Annotated in this window: 16 protein-coding genes and 4 pseudogenes; 10 read left to right on the top strand and 10 right to left on the bottom strand. The window is 62.3% G+C overall.

All coding sequences use genetic code 11. The features are described from left to right. Positions 1-5: 5 nt before the first annotated feature. Both N7E02_RS19670 and N7E02_RS19665 read right to left on the bottom strand, forming a co-directional pair. Complete coding sequence (locus N7E02_RS19670; protein WP_286579311.1) at positions 6-611, bottom strand: LysE family translocator; 606 nt, start codon at positions 609-611, stop codon at positions 6-8. Between the two features lie 237 nt (positions 612-848). Then, positions 849-1,169, bottom strand: coding sequence for a hypothetical protein (locus N7E02_RS19665; protein ID WP_092998007.1), 321 nt, complete (start codon positions 1,167-1,169; stop codon positions 849-851). A gap of 646 nt (positions 1,170-1,815) precedes the next feature. Here N7E02_RS19665 and N7E02_RS19660 point away from each other — a divergent pair. Beyond that, a complete protein-coding gene (locus tag N7E02_RS19660) occupies positions 1,816-2,265 on the top strand; it encodes a DoxX family protein (protein WP_286579310.1) in 450 nt (149 codons plus the stop codon). A gap of 79 nt (positions 2,266-2,344) precedes the next feature. Here N7E02_RS19660 and N7E02_RS19655 read toward each other — a convergent pair whose 3' ends face one another. The 4 genes and pseudogenes from N7E02_RS19655 to hisS all read right to left on the bottom strand — a co-directional run bounded on the left by N7E02_RS19655 (position 2,345) and on the right by hisS (position 6,537). Then, positions 2,345-2,953, bottom strand: a complete 609-nt coding sequence (locus N7E02_RS19655; protein ID WP_286579309.1) for a class I SAM-dependent DNA methyltransferase — start codon at positions 2,951-2,953, stop codon at positions 2,345-2,347. Positions 2,954-2,970: 17 nt separating this feature from the next. Beyond that, positions 2,971-3,667 (bottom strand): annotated as a pseudogene (hisG, locus tag N7E02_RS19650) (ATP phosphoribosyltransferase). Further along, positions 3,667-4,776, bottom strand: a complete 1,110-nt coding sequence (locus N7E02_RS19645; protein ID WP_286579308.1) for an ATP phosphoribosyltransferase regulatory subunit — start codon at positions 4,774-4,776, stop codon at positions 3,667-3,669. The pseudogene hisG and the gene N7E02_RS19645 overlap by 1 nt, the downstream one beginning before the upstream one ends. A 218-nt stretch (positions 4,777-4,994) precedes the next feature. Then, positions 4,995-6,537, bottom strand: a pseudogene (gene hisS, locus N7E02_RS19640) (histidine--tRNA ligase). Between the two features lie 147 nt (positions 6,538-6,684). Here hisS and relB point away from each other — a divergent pair. The 6 genes from relB to N7E02_RS19610 all read left to right on the top strand — a co-directional run bounded on the left by relB (position 6,685) and on the right by N7E02_RS19610 (position 10,011). After that, positions 6,685-6,915, top strand: a complete 231-nt coding sequence (relB, locus tag N7E02_RS19635) for a type II toxin-antitoxin system RelB family antitoxin (RefSeq protein ID WP_286579307.1) — start codon at positions 6,685-6,687, stop codon at positions 6,913-6,915. Beyond that, positions 6,899-7,168, top strand: a complete 270-nt coding sequence (locus N7E02_RS19630) for a type II toxin-antitoxin system RelE family toxin (RefSeq protein ID WP_286579306.1) — start codon at positions 6,899-6,901, stop codon at positions 7,166-7,168. Before relB ends, N7E02_RS19630 begins: the two co-directional genes overlap by 17 nt. A 3-nt stretch (positions 7,169-7,171) precedes the next feature. Next, positions 7,172-7,924, top strand: a complete 753-nt coding sequence (locus tag N7E02_RS19625) for a hypothetical protein (protein ID WP_286579305.1) — start codon at positions 7,172-7,174, stop codon at positions 7,922-7,924. 228 nt (positions 7,925-8,152) lie between these two features. Then, positions 8,153-8,614, top strand: coding sequence for a hypothetical protein (locus N7E02_RS19620; protein ID WP_286579304.1), 462 nt, complete (start codon positions 8,153-8,155; stop codon positions 8,612-8,614). Between the two features lie 51 nt (positions 8,615-8,665). Then, complete coding sequence (gene copM, locus N7E02_RS19615) at positions 8,666-9,040, top strand: CopM family metallochaperone (RefSeq protein ID WP_286579303.1); 375 nt, start codon at positions 8,666-8,668, stop codon at positions 9,038-9,040. 260 nt (positions 9,041-9,300) lie between these two features. After that, positions 9,301-10,011, top strand: coding sequence for an HAD family hydrolase (locus N7E02_RS19610; RefSeq protein WP_286579302.1), 711 nt, complete (start codon positions 9,301-9,303; stop codon positions 10,009-10,011). Positions 10,012-10,065: 54 nt separating this feature from the next. Here N7E02_RS19610 and N7E02_RS19605 read toward each other — a convergent pair whose 3' ends face one another. Then, the gene (locus N7E02_RS19605; protein WP_286579301.1) at positions 10,066-10,689 is read right to left on the bottom strand and encodes a DNA-3-methyladenine glycosylase I; all 624 of its coding nucleotides are present in this window, start codon (positions 10,687-10,689) and stop codon (positions 10,066-10,068) included. A gap of 230 nt (positions 10,690-10,919) precedes the next feature. On the opposite strand from N7E02_RS19605, the gene N7E02_RS19600 reads away from it, so the two are divergent. The 3 genes from N7E02_RS19600 (at position 10,920) to N7E02_RS19590 (ending at position 13,408) form a co-directional block, all read left to right on the top strand. Then, positions 10,920-11,765 (top strand): L,D-transpeptidase, encoded by an 846-nt coding sequence (locus tag N7E02_RS19600; protein WP_286579300.1) that lies wholly within the window; start codon positions 10,920-10,922, stop codon positions 11,763-11,765. Between the two features lie 155 nt (positions 11,766-11,920). Continuing rightward, positions 11,921-12,604, top strand: coding sequence for a L,D-transpeptidase (locus N7E02_RS19595; protein ID WP_374730643.1), 684 nt, complete (start codon positions 11,921-11,923; stop codon positions 12,602-12,604). A gap of 141 nt (positions 12,605-12,745) precedes the next feature. Continuing rightward, positions 12,746-13,408, top strand: a complete 663-nt coding sequence (locus N7E02_RS19590; RefSeq protein ID WP_286579299.1) for an outer membrane protein — start codon at positions 12,746-12,748, stop codon at positions 13,406-13,408. Between the two features lie 150 nt (positions 13,409-13,558). On the opposite strand, the gene glcF is transcribed toward N7E02_RS19590, so the two are convergent. From glcF to N7E02_RS19575, 3 genes and pseudogenes are all read right to left on the bottom strand, one after another. Then, a complete protein-coding gene (gene glcF / locus N7E02_RS19585; protein WP_286579298.1) occupies positions 13,559-14,890 on the bottom strand; it encodes a glycolate oxidase subunit GlcF in 1,332 nt (443 codons plus the stop codon). After that, positions 14,890-16,107: pseudogene (locus tag N7E02_RS19580) on the bottom strand (FAD-binding protein); the annotation flags it as partial. The gene glcF and the pseudogene N7E02_RS19580, both read right to left, overlap by 1 nt. A gap of 315 nt (positions 16,108-16,422) precedes the next feature. Continuing rightward, positions 16,423-17,846: pseudogene (locus N7E02_RS19575) on the bottom strand (FAD-linked oxidase C-terminal domain-containing protein); the annotation flags it as partial. Positions 17,847-18,030 lie beyond the last annotated feature (184 nt).

Below are 18,030 nucleotides of genomic sequence, written 5' to 3'. Positions count from 1 at the left end.
CCGCCCTACCGTGTACCCTCCGTCGCGAGCTTCAGGCCCAGAGCCGCGAACGAGGCGGCGAAGGCGCGGCGCAGCCAGTTCATCGCCGTCTCGCTCTGCAGCAGATACTGGCGGCCGGTGGCCGCAACCGCGGCATAACCAAGGAAAACGAAGAAGGTCATGGCGGTGAAGCTGAGGCCAAGTTCGACCAGCAGTCCGACCGGGCTGCCAGCCGGAACGAATTGCGGGATGAATGCGACGAAGAACAGCGGCAGCTTGGGATTTAGGATATTGAGGAGGATGCCGCTCCGGACAAGTTTGCCCGCCGACTTCCGCGCGCTCGGGCGGATAGAGAGGCCGCCACGGTCGCTCAACACCGCCCAGGCCATCCAGAGAAGATAGGCGACGCCGGCGAACTTGATTGTCTGAAACAGGACCGCGCTCGTGTGCAGGATGGCCGCAAGTCCCGCCATGGCAACGGCGAGATGTAGCACGGTGGCGATGGTGCAGCCGACCGAGGCCCAGAACCCGGCTTTGAAGCCGCCGCCCATGGCCGAGGACAGCGTGTAGACGACGCCGATGCCGGGCGAAAGGCAGATGATGAAGGCTGTCAGCAGATATTCGAAGCTCATGGATCCTCCTCCCGGGATTGCGGCATCGACGCCATGATCGTGCTTGTCGGGTGCGTTCAAATGGAGAATTTTTGCCGACAAGTGCGTATGGAGGATGTCCCGGAGCACGGCTTTTGGCAAGATGCCGGCATCTCTGGGATCGAGACCTGCAAACGGATCGGGGCGGCCCGCTAAGGCCGCCCCCGATGATTTCCTGCCTAGACTTAGCCGCTTCTCGGGCCGTCGTTTCGGCCGCTATCAATACATTGTGCGGCCGTTATGGGTCTTGCGATAGATGTTGCGCGAAGCGCGGTTCTGCATACGTTCGACCTTCTCGCGCTCGCGGCGGGTCACATAGCCATCACGAGCAGCGCGCGACTTGGCACGGTCGATCCGATGCTGCTGACGGGCGAGATTGCGCATTTCGCGCGGGGTCAGTTCGCCACGAACGGCGCCGCGATACACCCGGTGTTCCTGACGATGTTCGCGTGCCTCGCTGCGCCAGGTCTGTGCCTGGGACAGGGTCGGGATTGCGGAGGCCATCACGAGGGCCAGTGCACTGATGATGATCTTCTTCATAACATTCTCCTTTCGGCGTCGAACTTACGAAATCTACGCTGCTATCGTGGGTCCCAAACGATGAACGCCCCCTGAAAGGTTCATTCACAAACGGCAACAAATTGATACAAAACGGCTCACATTCCAGTGATGGAAGCCCTATGCAACGGGGATGGAAACGCATGTGCCGTTCAAATTATTCAAAGGCTTATGCAGAAAATAGGCAAAGATCGTCCACGTCTTTCGGCCGGCTCACATAATCAACGTCGCCTCCGTCGCCGGAGTGTTTCGCGAGACGTTCGCGGGCAGGCGGAAGCTGGCATGTTACACGCCGCGGTTCAGACCCCGCGGTGCCCGGAACTGTCGAAGGAGCCACCAACATCCCAACGGAAAGGAAGGAAAAAAGGGAAACAGGCAGGACAGAGAAACCGGATATGCCAGGGCCGCGCAGTTGAAACGCCACCACACTACCCTACCCCATTCCCGCAATTGCGCGGCCTCTCCATCCCATGCCGGACTCTGTTCCCATCGTTCATTTTTATGAAACGATTTGTCTACTGTCGTTCATCTTTCTGATCTTTGTCAAAACTGGCACATAGGCATCCAGTGAATTCACCGATCGCCGCAAGTCCGTGGGGGCAAGGCCATCGATACCTGGAGAACTGATATGTCCAACACCCAGAACGTCGTCATCCTCGTGGCGCGCATTCTTCTGTCCTTCATGTTCATCTATGCCGGTTTCGGCAAGCTGACCGACCCGGCCGGCACCGCAGGCATGATCGCCGGCGCCGGCATGCCGGCCGCAACGCTTCTCGCCTATCTCGCCGGCGCGTTCGAATTCGTTACCGGTCTTGCCATACTTGTCGGCTTCCAGACCAAGATCGTCGGCTGGGCGCTTGCTCTGTTCTGCGTGTTCACCGGCGCCGTATTCCACTCCGGCACTGTCGCCGTTCCCGGCTGGCCGGACGCAGCCCTCGGCTGGATCAATGCGCTTAACGGCATCATGCTGATGAAGAACTTCACGCTGGCCGGCGCTTATATCATGCTCGCCACTTTCGGTCCGGGAGCCTACTCGCTCGACGCACGCCGCCGCGTTTCGGTCGCAATTGCCGCCTAACCTACAACCATTCCCTGCCAAGACACTCCCGCCGGACAACCAATCCGGCGGGTTTTTTATTGCCTGAAATCTGGTTTTCTTAGCGACGGATGTTGCGGGCGAGCCAGACGGTGGCGCCACCGCAGGCGGGATCCTGGGAGATCTGCTTCACCACCTCGAAGCCGTTCTTCGCCAGAAGCGCCTCGTATTCTGCTTTCGACAGGCTGGCGTGATAGAGCGGCTCGCCGGCAAACTGGCCCATCGCCTCGCCCTCGAAATGGCCGGAGGTGAACATCAGTGCCGCGCTAGGCCCCGCCATCGCTCCGAAGCGGGGAAACATCGCCCGCTGGTCGTTTGCATTCAGGTGGAAGAAGCTGTGCCAGGCGATGATCCCGTCGAATTTGGTCGGGATGTAGAATTTGCGCATGTCCGCCTGATACCAAGCAAGGCCGGGAAAACGCTCCCGGGCAAGCCCGATCAGCGTCTCGGAGGTATCGACGCCGGTGACGTGAAAGCCACGCTTGATCAGATGACCGGCAATCGGCTCGCCACCGCCGCAGCCGAGATCGAGGATCTGGCCGCGCTGCTTGATCAGGCCGGTAAAATGATCGAGCCACGGCCGCTCGAACAGGTTGCGGCCGCGGAACTCGTCGAACACCTTTGCGTGGCGCTCGTAGAGCCCGATGATATTGGCGTCTTCGTTTGCCATCGGATATCGGCTTTCGACTACACGGCCTTGCGGACCGCCTCGACGATCGCCTTGATGCGGGCGCTACCGTCATGTTCCGGCTTGCGCGCCCGCACGAGGCAGGCTTCCGACTTCAGGATCACACCGTCCGACAGGATCTTCAGGTGGTTTGCCTTGAGCGTAGAGCCGGTCGAGGTGATGTCGACGATGATATCCGCCTGCCCCGCCGCCGGCGCACCTTCGGTGGCACCGAGACTTTCGACGATGCGGTAGAGTTGGATGCCGTGCTGCGAGGAGAAATGCTGCTGGGTCAGGCGCCAGTATTTGGTGGCGATCTGCAGGCGGCGGCCGTGGCGCGAGCGGAAATCGGCGGCGACATCGCCGAGATCGGCCATCGTGTCGACATCCAGCCAGATTTCCGGCACGGCGACGACGACATCGGCGCGGCCGAAGCCGAGGCGGGCGGAAATTTCCACCTTGCGGTCGGCATCCGCCAGTCCTTCGCGGATCAGGTCTTCGCCGGTGACGCCGAAATCGACTGTGCCGGCGCCGATCTCGCGGGCGATCTCGGAAGCCGAGAGGAAGGCGATCTCGATATCGTCTCGGCCATCGACCTTGCCGCGGTAGGAGCGTTCATTGCCGACGGCGACGATGGGCAGGCCGGCACGTTCGAAGATCGCCGACGCGTCTTCCTTCATCCGGCCCTTGGAGGAGTGCAATGGTAATTGTGGACATCAGCGCGCCCTCGCCTGTTCGATCCGGTCGAGCCAGAGCGAGAAGCCCACGGCCGGAATATCCTCACTCGCACCGAGCAGCGTCATCAGCCGGTCAAAGCGGCCTCCACCGGCCAGCACCGCATTGTCGCGACTCACCTCGAAGACGAGGCCGGTATAGTAATCCAGTGGTCGGCCGAAGGCGGCGCGATAGGTGACCTTGGTGAGATCGACGCCGAGATCGGCCATCGCCTCGGTGCGCGCCTGGAAGGTCGCCAGCGCCATGCCCATCGAGAGGCCCGCGGCGTCAGCGAAGCCCGCGAGAGCCGCAGAGGCTTCCGAAAGCGGCATTTCCAGCGACAGGAACTCGCTCAACAGAAGAAGCGCCGAGCCATCCAGCCGGGTTTCGGCGAGCGACTGCTTTTCCTTCAGCCGGGCCGCGATCTCGCGCGGCGAGCGGCTGGCATTGGTGGAATAGCCGGTTTCCTGCATCGTCCGGTCGATATGGGCAATCAGCGCCGCCTCGTCCTGCTTCAGAAGCTCGACAAGCTCCGGCGACAGGCCGGACACGGCCTGCGGGCTCGCGAGCGTCATCAGCAACTGGCGCAGATGGGCATTGTTGCCGAAGGACTGGATCAGCCGCTTCTGCCAGCCACCGGGAAGGCCCAGTGCCTTGACCACCGCCTCGAACACCGCCTGGTCACCCAGCGTGACAGTCAGCTTGCGGCCGGGAATGAGGTTTTCCAGAATCTGCATCGCATCGTTGACAGCCCGCGCATCGGCCGACGCCGTGGCGATCTCGCCGAGATCCTCGATACCGGCCTGATAGAACTCGTTGTCACCCTCGCGGCGCTGGCGGAACACCTCGCCGAGATAGCAATAACGCCGCGGCGTGCCGGTGGCGTTGGCAATGTGGCGCAGGCAGACGGGGATGGTGAATTCCGGACGCAGGCACAGGCTTTCGCCGGTTTCGCTTTCGGTCAGGAAGATGCGCCGGCGCAGATCCTCGCCCGCCATATCGAGAAACGGTGCCGCCGGCTGGATCACCGGCGTGTCGATGCGCGCGGTACCGCGGGCAGCGAATTCGTCGAGCAGGCGGCCGGAGAATTCGGGCATGTTGATCAGAGGCATGGGATGGCTCCTCTGAGGTCTGCATACCCCCTCTGCCCTGCCGGGCATCTCCCCCACAAGGGGGAGATCGACGGAGGTGAGCTGGCCAACCCATTTGTAAGACTGCGATACAGGCAAGGATCGATCTGAAGCGGAAAGCGCGCGCCCAGCCGATCTCCCCCTTGTGGGGGAGATGTCCGGCAGGACAGAGGGGGTGGATCCCCACCGAGCCAGCCAAATTAAACATCCTTCGCCCGCCTGCGATCTTCCGCCTGGGCAGCCAGGATTTCCTTCACTTTGGCAACCAGATCAGCTTCGGAAACCGTCTCCTGTGCCACGCGAGCCTCACGCCAGGAGGCATTGTCCTCGATCTCGCCGGAAAGACGCTTGCCCTCGATCAGGTCCTTCAACTGCACGACGCCCTCGGCGCGTTCGTCGCCGCCCTGGATGATGGCGATCGGGCAACCTCTACGGTCGGCATATTTCAGCTGGTTGCCGAACTTCTTCCAGTTGCCCTGGTACATTTCGGCGCGAATGCCTTCGGCACGCAGCGCCTGGGTGAAGCGCTGGTAGCGGCCCATGCTCTCGACATCGCCATCCATGACGGTGACGAGAACCGGCGCGATAACTTCGTCCTGCCCCAGCTTGCCGAGGTTCTTCAGCGCCGTCATCAGACGCGAAACGCCGATGGAAAAGCCCGTGGCCGGAACCGGCTGGCCCATGAAGCGCGACACGAGACCATCGTAACGACCACCACCGCCGACAGAGCCGAAGACAACCTTCTCGCCCTTTTCGTTGGTGACGTCGAAGGTGAGTTCGGCTTCGAAGACCGGGCCGGTGTAATATTCGAGGCCGCGAACACAAGAAGCGTCGATGATAACTCGGTCTGCCGCGTAGCCCGCGCTTGCGAACAAGCTGGCCATATCTTTCAGTTCAGACATGCCCGCTTCAAATGCAGGGTTTACATTGAAAGGCGAGTTGTCGAACACGCCAAACGTAAAGTCTCCGTCTTCGAAAATTTCGTGCGCGATTTTCAGCTCTAACAATTTCAGGATGGCGTCGATCTGAATTTCATTCAGCCCGGCACCCTTGGTGAAGTCGCCGCTTTCATCCTTGCGGCCTTCGCCGAGCAGGAGCTTCACGCCTTCCGGGCCGAACTTGTCGAGCTTGTCGATGGCGCGCAGCACGTTAAGGCGCTGGCCGGCCTTGTCGTCGCCGCCGAGGCCGATCGCTTCCATCACGCCGTCGAGAACCTTGCGGTTGTTCACCCGGATCACGTAGTCGCCGCGCTTGATGCCGAGCGCTTCCATCGTGTCGGCCATCATCATGCACATTTCGGCATCGGCCTGGACGCCCGGCGCACCGACCGTATCGGCATCGAACTGCATGAACTGGCGGAAACGGCCCGGACCCGGCTTTTCGTTGCGGAAGACATAGCCTGCGCGATAGGTGCGGAACGGCAGTTGGATCTCGTTGAAATTCTCCGCCACATGGCGGGCGAGCGGCGCCGTCAGGTCATAGCGCAGCGACATCCACTGGTCGTCGTCATCCTGCAGCGAAAACACCCCTCGTTGGGGCGGTCACTATCAGGCAGGAATTTGCCGAGCGCATCGGTATATTCGAACAGCGGCGTCTCGACCGGATCGAAACCGTAGCGCTCGTAGACCTCGCGGATCTTGGCGGTCATCTCGTTGGTGGCATGGATATCGGCGCTAGAGCGGTCAACAAAACCGCGCGGCAGGCGGGCCCTCAGTTTCTGTGGCTTTTTTGTCTGTCGTTCATGATCGATATCCATTGCTCACGGGCCTTCGGGAAAAGGCCGAAAATACGAGCGGTTTCTTAGAGGATGAAGCTTTTGGCGGCAAGGGCGGCGGCTGGCGAAGTGTCGAGGCGGATGGTATATATCGCGCTACCAAAGGGATCATCGCCATGAACAAGCGCGTCACGATCGAAATGCCGGACGAGATGCTGAAGCTCGTCGAGGAGTATGCGGCTGAAGCCGGTGCTGCGCCGGATGCCTATCTGCGTGACGTGATTGAGCAGCATCTGGAGGATCTGCACGATATCGCGCTCGCCGAGGCGGCGATGGAGCGCATTCGCAACGGCGAGCGAACCTATACCTGGGAAGAGATGGAGCGCGAACTTGGCCTGGAAGATTGACTTTCAGGCTACCGCGATCAAACAGCTCAAGAAGATGGGCCATAACGAGTCAGCTCGCATAAGAGATTTCCTCCATACGAGGGTGAAGCCGCTCGACAATCCGCGCCAATTGGGCGAAGCCCTGCAAGGTCCTCGTTTTAAACATCTCTGGCGATACAAGGTCGGCGATTACCGCATCATCTGCGACATTCAGGATGAGCGGCTCGTCGTCCTGGTAGTGGAAGTTGACCACCGCCGCCAGATATACCGCTAATCCATGATCCTCGAAGCCATCCAATATGCCGCGACGCAGGTCGTCACGCCGTCCGAATTCCGCCCCTTCATTCGCTCCTCCGTGAACCTCTGGTCGCGGGCGAACCGTTGCCGGCATGCCTGGGCGCCGCATGAGGCGAATTGCAAGGCCTTTATCGGCGAGACGATTGCCGGGATGCGGCAGCGGCGCACGGCCGTCGTGCTCGGATCGGGCCTGTTGCGGGACGTGCCGATCCTCGATCTCACACGAGCCTTCGATACCGTGGCGCTGGTCGATCTCGTGCATCTTGCGAGCGTCAGGGCATGGATCAAGGGGAAGCGGCTCAGCAATATCCGGCTGATCTCCCGTGATCTTTCCTGCCTTGGCGAGGCGCTTGCGGGTAAGACGCCGGAACCGCTCTCCTTTCTGCGGCAAGTGCCCTATCTCGATCTCGTGGTCTCGGCCAATATCCTGTCGCAGATCGGCGTCGGCACACGGCGCCAGCTTGCGCAGACGCGTCCTGACGATGCGGATGCGATCGTCTCCTCCCTCATCAAGGCACATCTCGACGGCCTCTCCGCACTGCCCTGCAGGACGGCATTGCTGACCGATATCAGCTACAAGGTGACGGATCGCCAGGGTGCGGTGGTGGAGGACGCCGACCTCTTATGTGGCGTACCGACGCCTGTCGCCAAACGCAGCTGGTCCTGGACGGTGGCGCCTTATGGAGAGCTCGGCCGCGACCGCGAGGCGGTGCATCAGGTGATTGCGGTTTAAGTATTTTCCGTCAACTGATCCAACCTGACGGGTTGGGACAAAGCGGCTGGCTCCAGTTTTCTTCTCCCCAGGGGGAGAAGGTGGCCCGAAGGGTCTGATGAGGGGAGCTCACGATGAACGCGCTACCGTGGAGCCCCCTCATCGCCTCGCTGGCGCTCCGGCACTTCTCCCCGCTGGGGAGAAGATAATCGCCTCGCCGCTGCAGTCACTCTCACCGATCAGCGTTACGTGAACCGACGCCCCGTTGATTTCGCCTACTCAACGCATATTTTCCGCCGTATGAAACGCCTCGCCGCCATGATGATGTTTGCCGCCTGGCTCCTCTACGGGGCCATGCCTGCCGTGGCGATGCCGGGAATGGCGACCATGAAGGTGGCGTCGCAGCCGATAGCAGAAACAACGCATGACCACGGTCAGCATCACGACCTGGGCAGCGGGGCCGGGCAGCCTGATGCAGATCAGACGCAGGCCGATCACATTAGCCATGCCCACAATGATACGTCCAAACCCTGTCCGCATGGCAGTGGCAAGGGATGCGCGGCGCCGTTCTGTGCCGCCTGTCTGGTGCTCCTACCGGATATCGCCTTTGCCGATACGGGCCGCTTCGTCCATCCGACACCGGAGCCGCAGGACGCGCCGTCGCTCGTGATCGCCGCCATCCGTCCGCCGATCCCTCCGCCCCGCGCCTGATCGACCGATACGAACATCGAAAGATCACTCATCAGGACGAGGAGGTATCCCATGTCCAGGACCATTATTACCGCAGCCGTGATTGCGCTGCTTGCTGTCCCATCCTTTACTTCCGCCCAGGAGATGAAAGGCCATGACCATTCGAAGATGCAGATGGATTCGAGCGGTGACAGCGCCTCGACCAAGGCGTTCAAGGCCGCCAATACGAAGATGCATGAAGGCATGGCGATCGACTTCAGCGGCGATGCCGATGTCGACTTTGCTCGTGGCATGATCGCCCATCACCAGGGCGCGATCGACATGGCCAGGGTCGAGCTGGAACACGGCAAGGACCCGGCCCAGCGCAAGCTGGCGGAAGAGATCATCAAGGCGCAGGAGAAGGAAATCGCCGAGATGCAGGCCTGGCTGAAGGCGAAAGGGGAGTAAGGGGGCGCGGCTGGCTCCCGGTAATCTCCCCCTTGTGGGGGAGATGTCATCGGAGATGACAGAGGGGGTGGTGCTGCGAACTCAACTGGCGAGGAGTGTGTGGACCCCCCCTCTGCCCTGCCGGGCATCTCCCCCACAAGGGGGAGATAAACCAGACGCCCCGCGGTCATTCCCGCTGACGAACCTTAGGAGCGCCCCAAGCTTTCCCGCTTGCCCGGCGCCATCCTCTTGCCCATATGATATCGGCGGAGGCAGAGATCATGCGCCCGATTACCGCCATCGGCTTCGATGCCGACGATACGCTTTGGCAGAACGAACAATATTACCGGCTGACGGAAGAGCATTTTCAGGCCCTGCTCGGCGATTATGCCGAGGGCGCCGATATTTCCGCGCGGCTGCTGGAGGCCGAGAAGCGCAACCTTTCCCAATACGGTTTCGGCATCAAGGGCTTCACGCTGTCGATGATCGAGACGGCGCTCGAGGTGACCGACTGTCAGGTGCCGGCCGAGACGATCGCCAAGATCCTCAATATCGGGCGCGACCTCTTGCGCCATCCGGTCGAATGCATGCCCCATGTGGAAGAGACGTTGCAGGCGTTGAACGGGCATTATCTGCTGGTGCTGATCACCAAGGGCGACCTGTTCGATCAGGAGCGCAAGCTGGCGCAATCAGGGCTGGGTGATTATTTCGACGCCGTGGAGATCGTCTCCGACAAGAGCGCCACGACCTATCGCCGGATCTTCCACAAGCTGGCCGACGGACCGGAAAGGGCGATGATGGTCGGCAATTCGCTGAAATCCGACATCGTGCCGGCGATTGCCGCCGGCGCCTATGGCGTCTTCATTCCCCATGCGCTGACCTGGGTTCTGGAGCATGTCGACGCGCCGGAGGATGCGCCGCGCTTCCGCCAGATCGAACATCTGGGCGAGCTTGCCGCCGTTATCGAAAAGATCATTTCTTCTCAGGCATGACGTTGTCCGAAAGCCGCTTCACACTTTTCGGCATCATGCCCCCGCTTTGTCGGATCATGGCCGCTTGAATTTCAGCCGTGCCTCGTCGACTTCGCGCTGGCAGAAGCAGCCGTCCAGGTGGTCGTTGACCATGCCCATCGCCTGCATGAAGGCATAGACGGTGGTCGGGCCGACGAAGCTCCAGCCGCGTTTCTTCAGGGTCTTTGACAGCGTCACCGAAACCGGCGTCGTCGGGTTGGCGCGCAGCGTATCGAGATCCATCACCGCAGGCCGCATGTCCGGGTCGGGCTCGAAACTCCAGAAGAATTTGGCGAGCGAACCGAACTCGGCCTTCATCTCGATTGCGCGGCGGGCATTGTTGATGGTCGAGACGATCTTGCCGCGATGGCGGATGATGCCGGCGTCGGCAACCAGCCGCTCGATATCGTCGTCACCGAATTCAGCGACCCTGTTGAAATCGAAACCGGCAAACGCCGCGCGGAAATTCTCGCGCTTCCGGAGGATGGTCAGCCAGGAAAGACCGGACTGGAAACCTTCCAGGCAGATTTTTTCGAACAGGCGGAAATCGTCGGTGACCGGCCGGCCCCATTCCTCGTCGTGGTAGCGGCGGTAATCCTCCAGTCCGCCATGCCAGAAGCAGCGCCCCTTGCCATCCTCGCCCACGATGATGCCGGCCATTTCCTTCTCCCAAACCATTCGTATTCCCAATCATTAACAGCAGCGGCACACGGTTTAGTATCAAGCAACCATATTTCCAAACCGGCAGGTAACCCTGCCGAAAGCTATATCGGATTCGGGAAGCGAAAGCCGCCACCCGTTTACCATTCGCTTTGAGCTTGCATTCACCATCCGTCTCAACGGGCTAGCTCTTTGAAAGCCCTTCGGTGATTGTAACGAGTGGATCCGACATGAAGGCGAAACTTCTCCTGGCGCTGGGCCTGGCCGCGCTGTTTTCTACCTCCGCACTGGCGAACGACCGCTATCGCGAACGGCCGCCGGTCATGGTGAGCCCGGATCTGACCGCCCCGTGGCTCACCCAGCTTGGCGCCCAGCCTCGATCGGCTGCATCCCGTGAGCGCCGCACCTACCAGCAGCAGCCGCGACAGATGAAGCCGCAGGTCGTCACCGGCCAGCGCAACTATTTCCCGGCGGCGCCTTCCCGTCCGGGCGTTGCCCGCTCCGGCGTCCGGCAGGCGGACCAGCCGGCCCGCCCGGTCGTCCGCCGCGGTATCTTCGGCAACAGTTCCAATGTCCAGCAGGCGGCGGTGCGCCCCAACCGGGCCGTTCGTAGCCAGCTCGAGCCGCAGTTCCTGCCGCAGACCGTTGCCTATGACACGGCGGAAAAACCGGGCACGATCGTCATCGATACCAATAACCGCTTCCTCTATCTCGTTCAGGATGGCGGCCAGGCGATGCGTTACGGCGTCGGCGTCGGCAAGCCGGGCTTCGAATGGGCCGGCGAGCACCGCGTGACCCGCAAGGCCGAGTGGCCGAGCTGGGTTCCGCCGAAGGAAATGATCGCCCGTGAGGCGGCCAAGGGCCACTACCTGCCCGCCCGCATGGACGGCGGCCCGGAAAACCCGCTCGGCGCCCGCGCCATGTATCTCGGCTCGACGCTCTACCGCATTCACGGCACCAATGCGCCCTGGACGATTGGCAGCGCCGTCTCCTCCGGCTGCATCCGCATGCGCAACGAGGACGTGACCGACCTTTACGGTCGCGTTGATGTCGGCACCAAGGTCATAGTGATGTAACCTTCGGCTCAGACAGAATATGTGGCCTGATCGACACGATCAGGCCGCTTTCTTACCTGTCGGGCAATCACATTCGTCTTTCCTTATCTTGCCGCCTTGGAAAAGCCGCGACATTTTGGGCGGGTTTTTTATGAAACTTTGCAAGTGGGGTAAGGATGAATTCGCGTAAGTTGCTGATGGCGGCCACCGCCATGATGTTTGCGGTGGTTGGCACCGCTCTCCCGGTCGAGACCGCAAGCGCCCAGTCGCAGACGACGGCGAGCGACGTCGCGCCGAAGGTTCGCAACAAGGAAGTGCCGGGCAAGTTCCAGCGCCGTAGCGTGCGCTTCCGCACCGACGAGGCGCCCGGCACGATCATCGTCGATACCAACAACAAGTTCCTCTACTATGTCGAAGGCAAGAATCGCGCGACCCGCTACGGCATCGGCGTCGGCCGCGAAGGTTTCGGCTGGTCCGGCGTCGTCTCGATCGGCCGCAAGGCGGAATGGCCGACCTGGACGCCGCCGGCGGAAATGCGCGCCCGCGAGGCACGCCGCGGCATCAAGCTGCCGGTCGTGATGCAGGGCGGCCCGGAAAATCCGCTCGGCGCCCGCGCCATGTATCTCTACAAGGGCGGCCGCGACACGATCTTCCGCATCCATGGCACCAACCAGCCATGGTCGATCGGCCTCAACCTGTCCTCGGGCTGCATCCGCATGATGAACAAGGATGTCGAGCATCTCTATGCCCGCGCCCCGGTCGGCTCCAAGGTCGTCGTCATCGGCCCCGGCTCCAAGCCGGGCGACGTCGCCTTCCAGGATCGCGGCATCGATATCTTCCGCACCATCTTCGGCGGCTGATGCAATGCATTGCGGAGAGGCCCTGCCGGCCTCTCCCATTCCTTTCCGGCACTGCGGTGATGCCCGAAAGACACAGGCCGGTTACATGCCTGTCACCTGCCCGCGCTATGCGAGTGCATCGACAGTCGATCGGGCCGGCTCATGCGCACATTTTCTCAAATATTTTGCTCTTCCGCAGTTTTCCTGACGCTTCTTTCCGCTCCCGCCTTTTCCGGCGATTTCGAAATCTCCGGCTATGGCGGCTACCAGTTTTCGCCCCATAGCGACGTGACGATTTCCGACGGGCCGGACTTCACCGCCGGCTGGGACACCAAGCCCTTCGAGACCCCGCCCTATTGGGGCGTGCGCGCCACCTACTGGTTCGATGAGGGACGGCTCGCCAACTGGGGCGTGTCGCTCGATTTCACCCATGCCAAGGTCTATGCCGATGGCGAGACGCTGGACAAGAGCGGCTTCGACCATTTCGAATTCACCGACGGCATCAATCTCGTGACGCTCAACGCGCTCTACCGGTTCGATATCGAGGGCAGCAAATGGGCGCCCTATCTCGGCGCCGGCGTCGGCCTCAATGTGCCGCATGTGGAAGTGACCCGCGCCAGCGGCCGCACCTTCGACTACCAGGTCGGCGGTGCCACCATCCAGGCCCAGGCCGGCGTCCGCTATCAGTTCACCGAGAACTGGTCGGCATTCGCCGAATATAAGGGCAACTATTCCTTCGTCGACGTCGATATCGACAAGGGCGCGACGCTGGAGACGGACATCATCACCAACGCCATCAACTTTGGTGTTTCCTACAGGTTCTGAGGGGGCGATACTTTCGCCGTCATCCTAGGGCTTGTCCCTAGGATCTAACCACGTCTCCCAATAGCCGGCCTCAGCAGATGCTCGGGACAAGCCCGAGCATGACGGCGGAGAGGTTTTAGCTCCGCCATCCACTGACGCTAAACTCTCAGGCTACCTCACAGGCTCCTTGATCGCCGCTAATTTCTCCGGCCTCGGCCCGCCATAAGCCCAGTCCAACAGCTCCACCGTGTGAACGATCGGGATCGCCGTTGCCGAGCCGATCTGGGTCATGCAGCCGATATTGCCGGTGGCGATGATGTCGGGCTTCGTCGCCTCGATATTCTTAACCTTGCGGGTCTTGAGCTGTCCGGAAATCTCCGGCTGCAGGATGTTGTAGGTTCCGGCCGAGCCGCAACAGAGATGGCCTTCCGCCGGATCGCGGACGGTGAAGCCCGCAGCCTTCAGCAGCAGCTTCGGCGCCATGGTGATCTTCTGGCCGTGCTGCATGGAACAGGCCGAATGATAGGCAACCGTCAGCCGCTTCGGCTCGTTCCCGGAGAGAGATGGCGCGGGCAATTCGAGTGTCGTCAGATATTCCGTAATGTCCTTCGCCAGCACCGAGACACGCGCCGCCTTTTCCGCATAGGCGGGGTCGAGGCGCAGCATGTGGCCGTAATCCTTGATCGTCGTGCCGCAGCCCGACGCGGTGATGATGATGGCGTCGAGGCCGCCCTTCTCGATCTGCCTCGTCCAGACATCGACATTGCGGCGGGCGAAATCGAGCGCCGGCTGCTCCTTGCCCATGTGGTGGACAAGTGCGCCGCAACAGCCTTCGCCCTCCGGCACCGCGACCTCGATGCCGAAGCGGGCGAGAAGCCGGATCGTCGCGGCGTTGATGCCGGGGTCGAGCACCGACTGGGCACAGCCGGAGAGGATCGCCACCCGGCCGCGCCTGATCCCCTTGACCGGTTGCCGGCCATGCATGGGCGCCTTCGCATCGGCAAGCCTTTTCGGTGCGAGTTCCAGCATGGCGCCGAGCGGTTTCAGCGCCTTGACCCGCTTGATGAGCGGCGCGAAGGGGCGGCCGAATTTTGCGAGCGTTAGAGCGGTGCGGAAGCGTGCCGGATAGGGCAGCACGGCGGCGAGCAGGCCACGAACCAGTCGGTCGGCGAGCGGGCGCCGGTAGGTGTTTTCGATATGGATGCGGGCATGGTCGACCAGATGCATGTAGTCGACGCCCGAGGGACAGGTGGTGACGCATGAGAGGCAGGAGAGACAGCGGTCGATATGGGTGACCACCTCCTCATCCGCCGCCCGGCCGTTTTCCAGCATGTCCTTGATCAGGTATATGCGCCCGCGCGGACTGTCGAGCTCATTGCCCAAAGTGACATAGGTGGGACAGGTGGCGGTGCAGAAGCCGCAATGAACGCAGCGCCGCAGGATCTTTTCGGATTCCGCGACATGCGGGTCTTCGAGCTGTTCGGGGGTGAAGGAGGTTTGCATCAGGGAGTCTCCCCTATCTTTCCAGGACCAAATATCCCCACCGGATCGAGCTTCTCCTTGACCCTGGCTGACAGCGCCGCGACCGCGTCCGGCAACGGCTCGAAGGTCGGGGTTTCGGCGCGCACCGTATCCGATGCTCGGATCAACGTGGCGTGGCCGCCGCCGAAGGCGCGGATGAGGCGGCGGAGGAGCCCGCCCTCGGCATCCGCCTCCATGCGCATCCAGACGAGGCCGCCCTGCCAGTCGTAGAAGGCGTCGACCCCAGCTTCGAGCCGAAGCGCTGCGACGAGTTGGGCACCGGCGGAGGGCGCGACGGAGACGCGCCACAGCGGGCGGTCACTGCCGTCGGCGTAGGGGTGAACGTCGCGGATCTCGCGCCAGAGGACCCGGCTTTCATCGGCCCCAAGTCGCGAGACCGGGCCGAAGGCTTCCATGACGGCGGAGAGTTTTTGCGCTCTGACTTCGACGGAGGCGGAAAGACCCTCCAGCCGCAGGACGGTCGCTTCGCCGCCTCCCGGCCCTTCCGGCAATCCGCCGCCGAGAAAACGGGAGCGGACGCTGGCCGGCAGGTGGGCGGCGGCGGAGACTTCGACCGGCAGCGCCATGGCGGCGGCCATGGCCTTGGTTGCCGTCTGGTCGTCGAGACTGGAGATGACGATCGTGTCGGTCATCGGCGGCACGGGGAGAACGCGGAAGGTGACTTCGGTAAGGAAGCCGAGCGTGCCCTGCGAGCCGGCAAGCAGTTTTACCAGATCGAGGCCGGTGACATTCTTCATCACCCGCCCGCCGGCGCGGATGATTTCGCCGCGGCCATTGACGAAGCGGATGCCGAGCAGGCTGTCACGGGCCGCCCCCGCTACGAGGCGGCGCGGGCCGGAGACATTGGCGGCGAAGACGCCGCCGATGGTCGGTTCGGCGGACGGTGTTCCATGAGGCCCGAGGATGCAGCGATGGTCCATCGGCTCGAAGGCCATCATCTGGCGGTTCGCGGCCAAGGCGGCCTCGACCTGCACGACCGGCGTTCCCGCCTTCACCGTCATCACCATCTCGGCCGGATCGTAATCGACCATGCCGGACAGGCTGCGGGCGCTGATCGTCTCGACATTGCCGGCCGTTGCCGGCAGGCGGGTGAGACCACGGGTATTGCCGCCGCAGATTGCGAGGCGTTTCCCGTCGGCTGCGGCATTGCGGATGATATAGGCGGCATCGGCTTCGGAATTGGGGATTAGCATGCGGGGGACATTCCCTTCCGGCGATCTGCTCCGAACCCGTCTCTGGTTTGTCGGCTTCGATGAGCATTGGCGGGTGTCAGCCCCCTCTGCCCTGCCGGGCATCTCCCCCACAGGTGGGGAGATCACAAGTGGCACGACCTTCGCCCAGTCCATCAACCGGATCAGTACACGCCATTTCATCCAGTATCGATTGGGGTTGGGTGGTGCGCCCAGCTGATCTCCCCCTTGTGGGGGAGATGCCCGGCAGGGCAGAGGGGGTGGGCGGCGGACGTGACAGAAGCAAAACCAACCATCATCCTCTCCCTCCAGCGGGAACACCTTGGACGGGTTCAGGATCCAGCCTTCATCAAAGGCAGCCCGGACGGCCATTTGCTGGTTGAGCTCCGCCTGAGTGTACTGATGCCGCATCAGGTCGCGTTTTTCGATGCCGACGCCGTGTTCGCCGGTCAGGCAACCGCCGGCGTCGACGCAGAGTTTTAGGATTTCGTTGCCCGCCTCTTCCGCCTTCATCGCCTCTTCCGGGTCGTTGGCGTTGAACAGGATGAGCGGGTGCATGTTGCCGTCACCGGCATGGAAGACATTGGCGACGCGCAGGCCGAAGCTGTCGGTGATCTCGGATGTCTTCTTCAGGACGTAGGAGAGTTTTCCGAGCGGCACGGTGCCGTCCATGCAGATGTAATCCGCGATGCGGCCGGTGGCGCCGAAGGCGGATTTGCGGCCCTTCCAGATCAGTGCCGCTTCCGTCGCCGACTGGCATTCGCGCACGGTCATGACCTCGTGGCGGCGGGCGATCTCGACGATGCTTTCCAGCATGGCGTCCATCTCGGCCTCCGAGCCTTCGACCTCGACGATCAGGAGCGCGCCGACATCGAGCGGATAACCGGCCTTGGCGAAGGCCTCGCAGATCTCGATCGCCGGCTTGTCCATGAATTCGATCGCGACCGGGATGATGCCCGAAGCGATGATGCCGGCAACGCAGGCGCCCGCCTGTTCCGACGTCGCGAAGCCGAAGAGCACGGGGCGTGCGCCTTCCGGTCTCGCGATCAGCCTCACCGTCGCCTCGGTGACGATGCCGAGCTGGCCTTCCGAACCGCAGACGAGGCCGAGCAGGTCATAGCCCGCCGCATCCAGATGCTTGCCGCCGAGTTCGATCACCTGGCCATCGACCAGAACGAGCTTGACGCCGAGCAGGTTGTTGGTGGTAACGCCGTATTTCAGACAGTGGGCGCCGCCGGAATTCATGCCGATATTGCCGCCGATCGTACAGGCGAGCTGCGAGCTCGGATCCGGCGCATAAAAGAAGCCGTCGATGGCGACCGACTCCGAAATGCTGAGATTGGTAACGCCGGCCTGCACGGTGGCGCAGCGGTTGGCATAGTCGAGCTCAAGGATGCGGGACATGCGCGACAGGCCGAGCACGATCGCGTCCTCCTGCGGGATCGCGCCTCCCGACAGCGAGGTGCCGGCACCGCGCGGCACGACGGGGATGCCGTTCTCGTGACAGTATTTCATCACCGCCGCCACCTGGGACGTGGTGCGTGGCAGGACAACGGCAAGCGGCAGACGACGATAGCTGATGAAGGCGTCCGTTTCGAACGGCACCAGTTCGCGGCCCTCATGAATGACGCAATCCGCAGGCAGGATGCCCGCGAGATCGGCAATGATGGCCCCCGGCGCGACAGGACCTCGCGCCTTGGCGGCAGAAATTGAATGGCCTCCGGCATGCACTCCTCCTCGCATCCCTGTACCCAACCTAACCCATGGACGCAGAAATCAACAATCGATTTCGGGTCAAATGCGGTACGACCCGAAACGCCTGTTTCCGAAAATGCGACAGGACCGTTCCAGCCCCTGAAACAGCAGCGTCGGTCACTCAAAATTGCCGGTGGAAAAGGTGCTATCAGGCAA

Origin of the sequence: Terrirhizobium terrae (assembly GCF_030323265.1) — a bacterium.
Classification (GTDB): domain Bacteria; phylum Pseudomonadota; class Alphaproteobacteria; order Rhizobiales; family Rhizobiaceae; genus Neorhizobium.
Note: the sequence above shows the minus strand (reverse complement) of the source record. Positions and strands in the feature narration are given on the sequence as shown.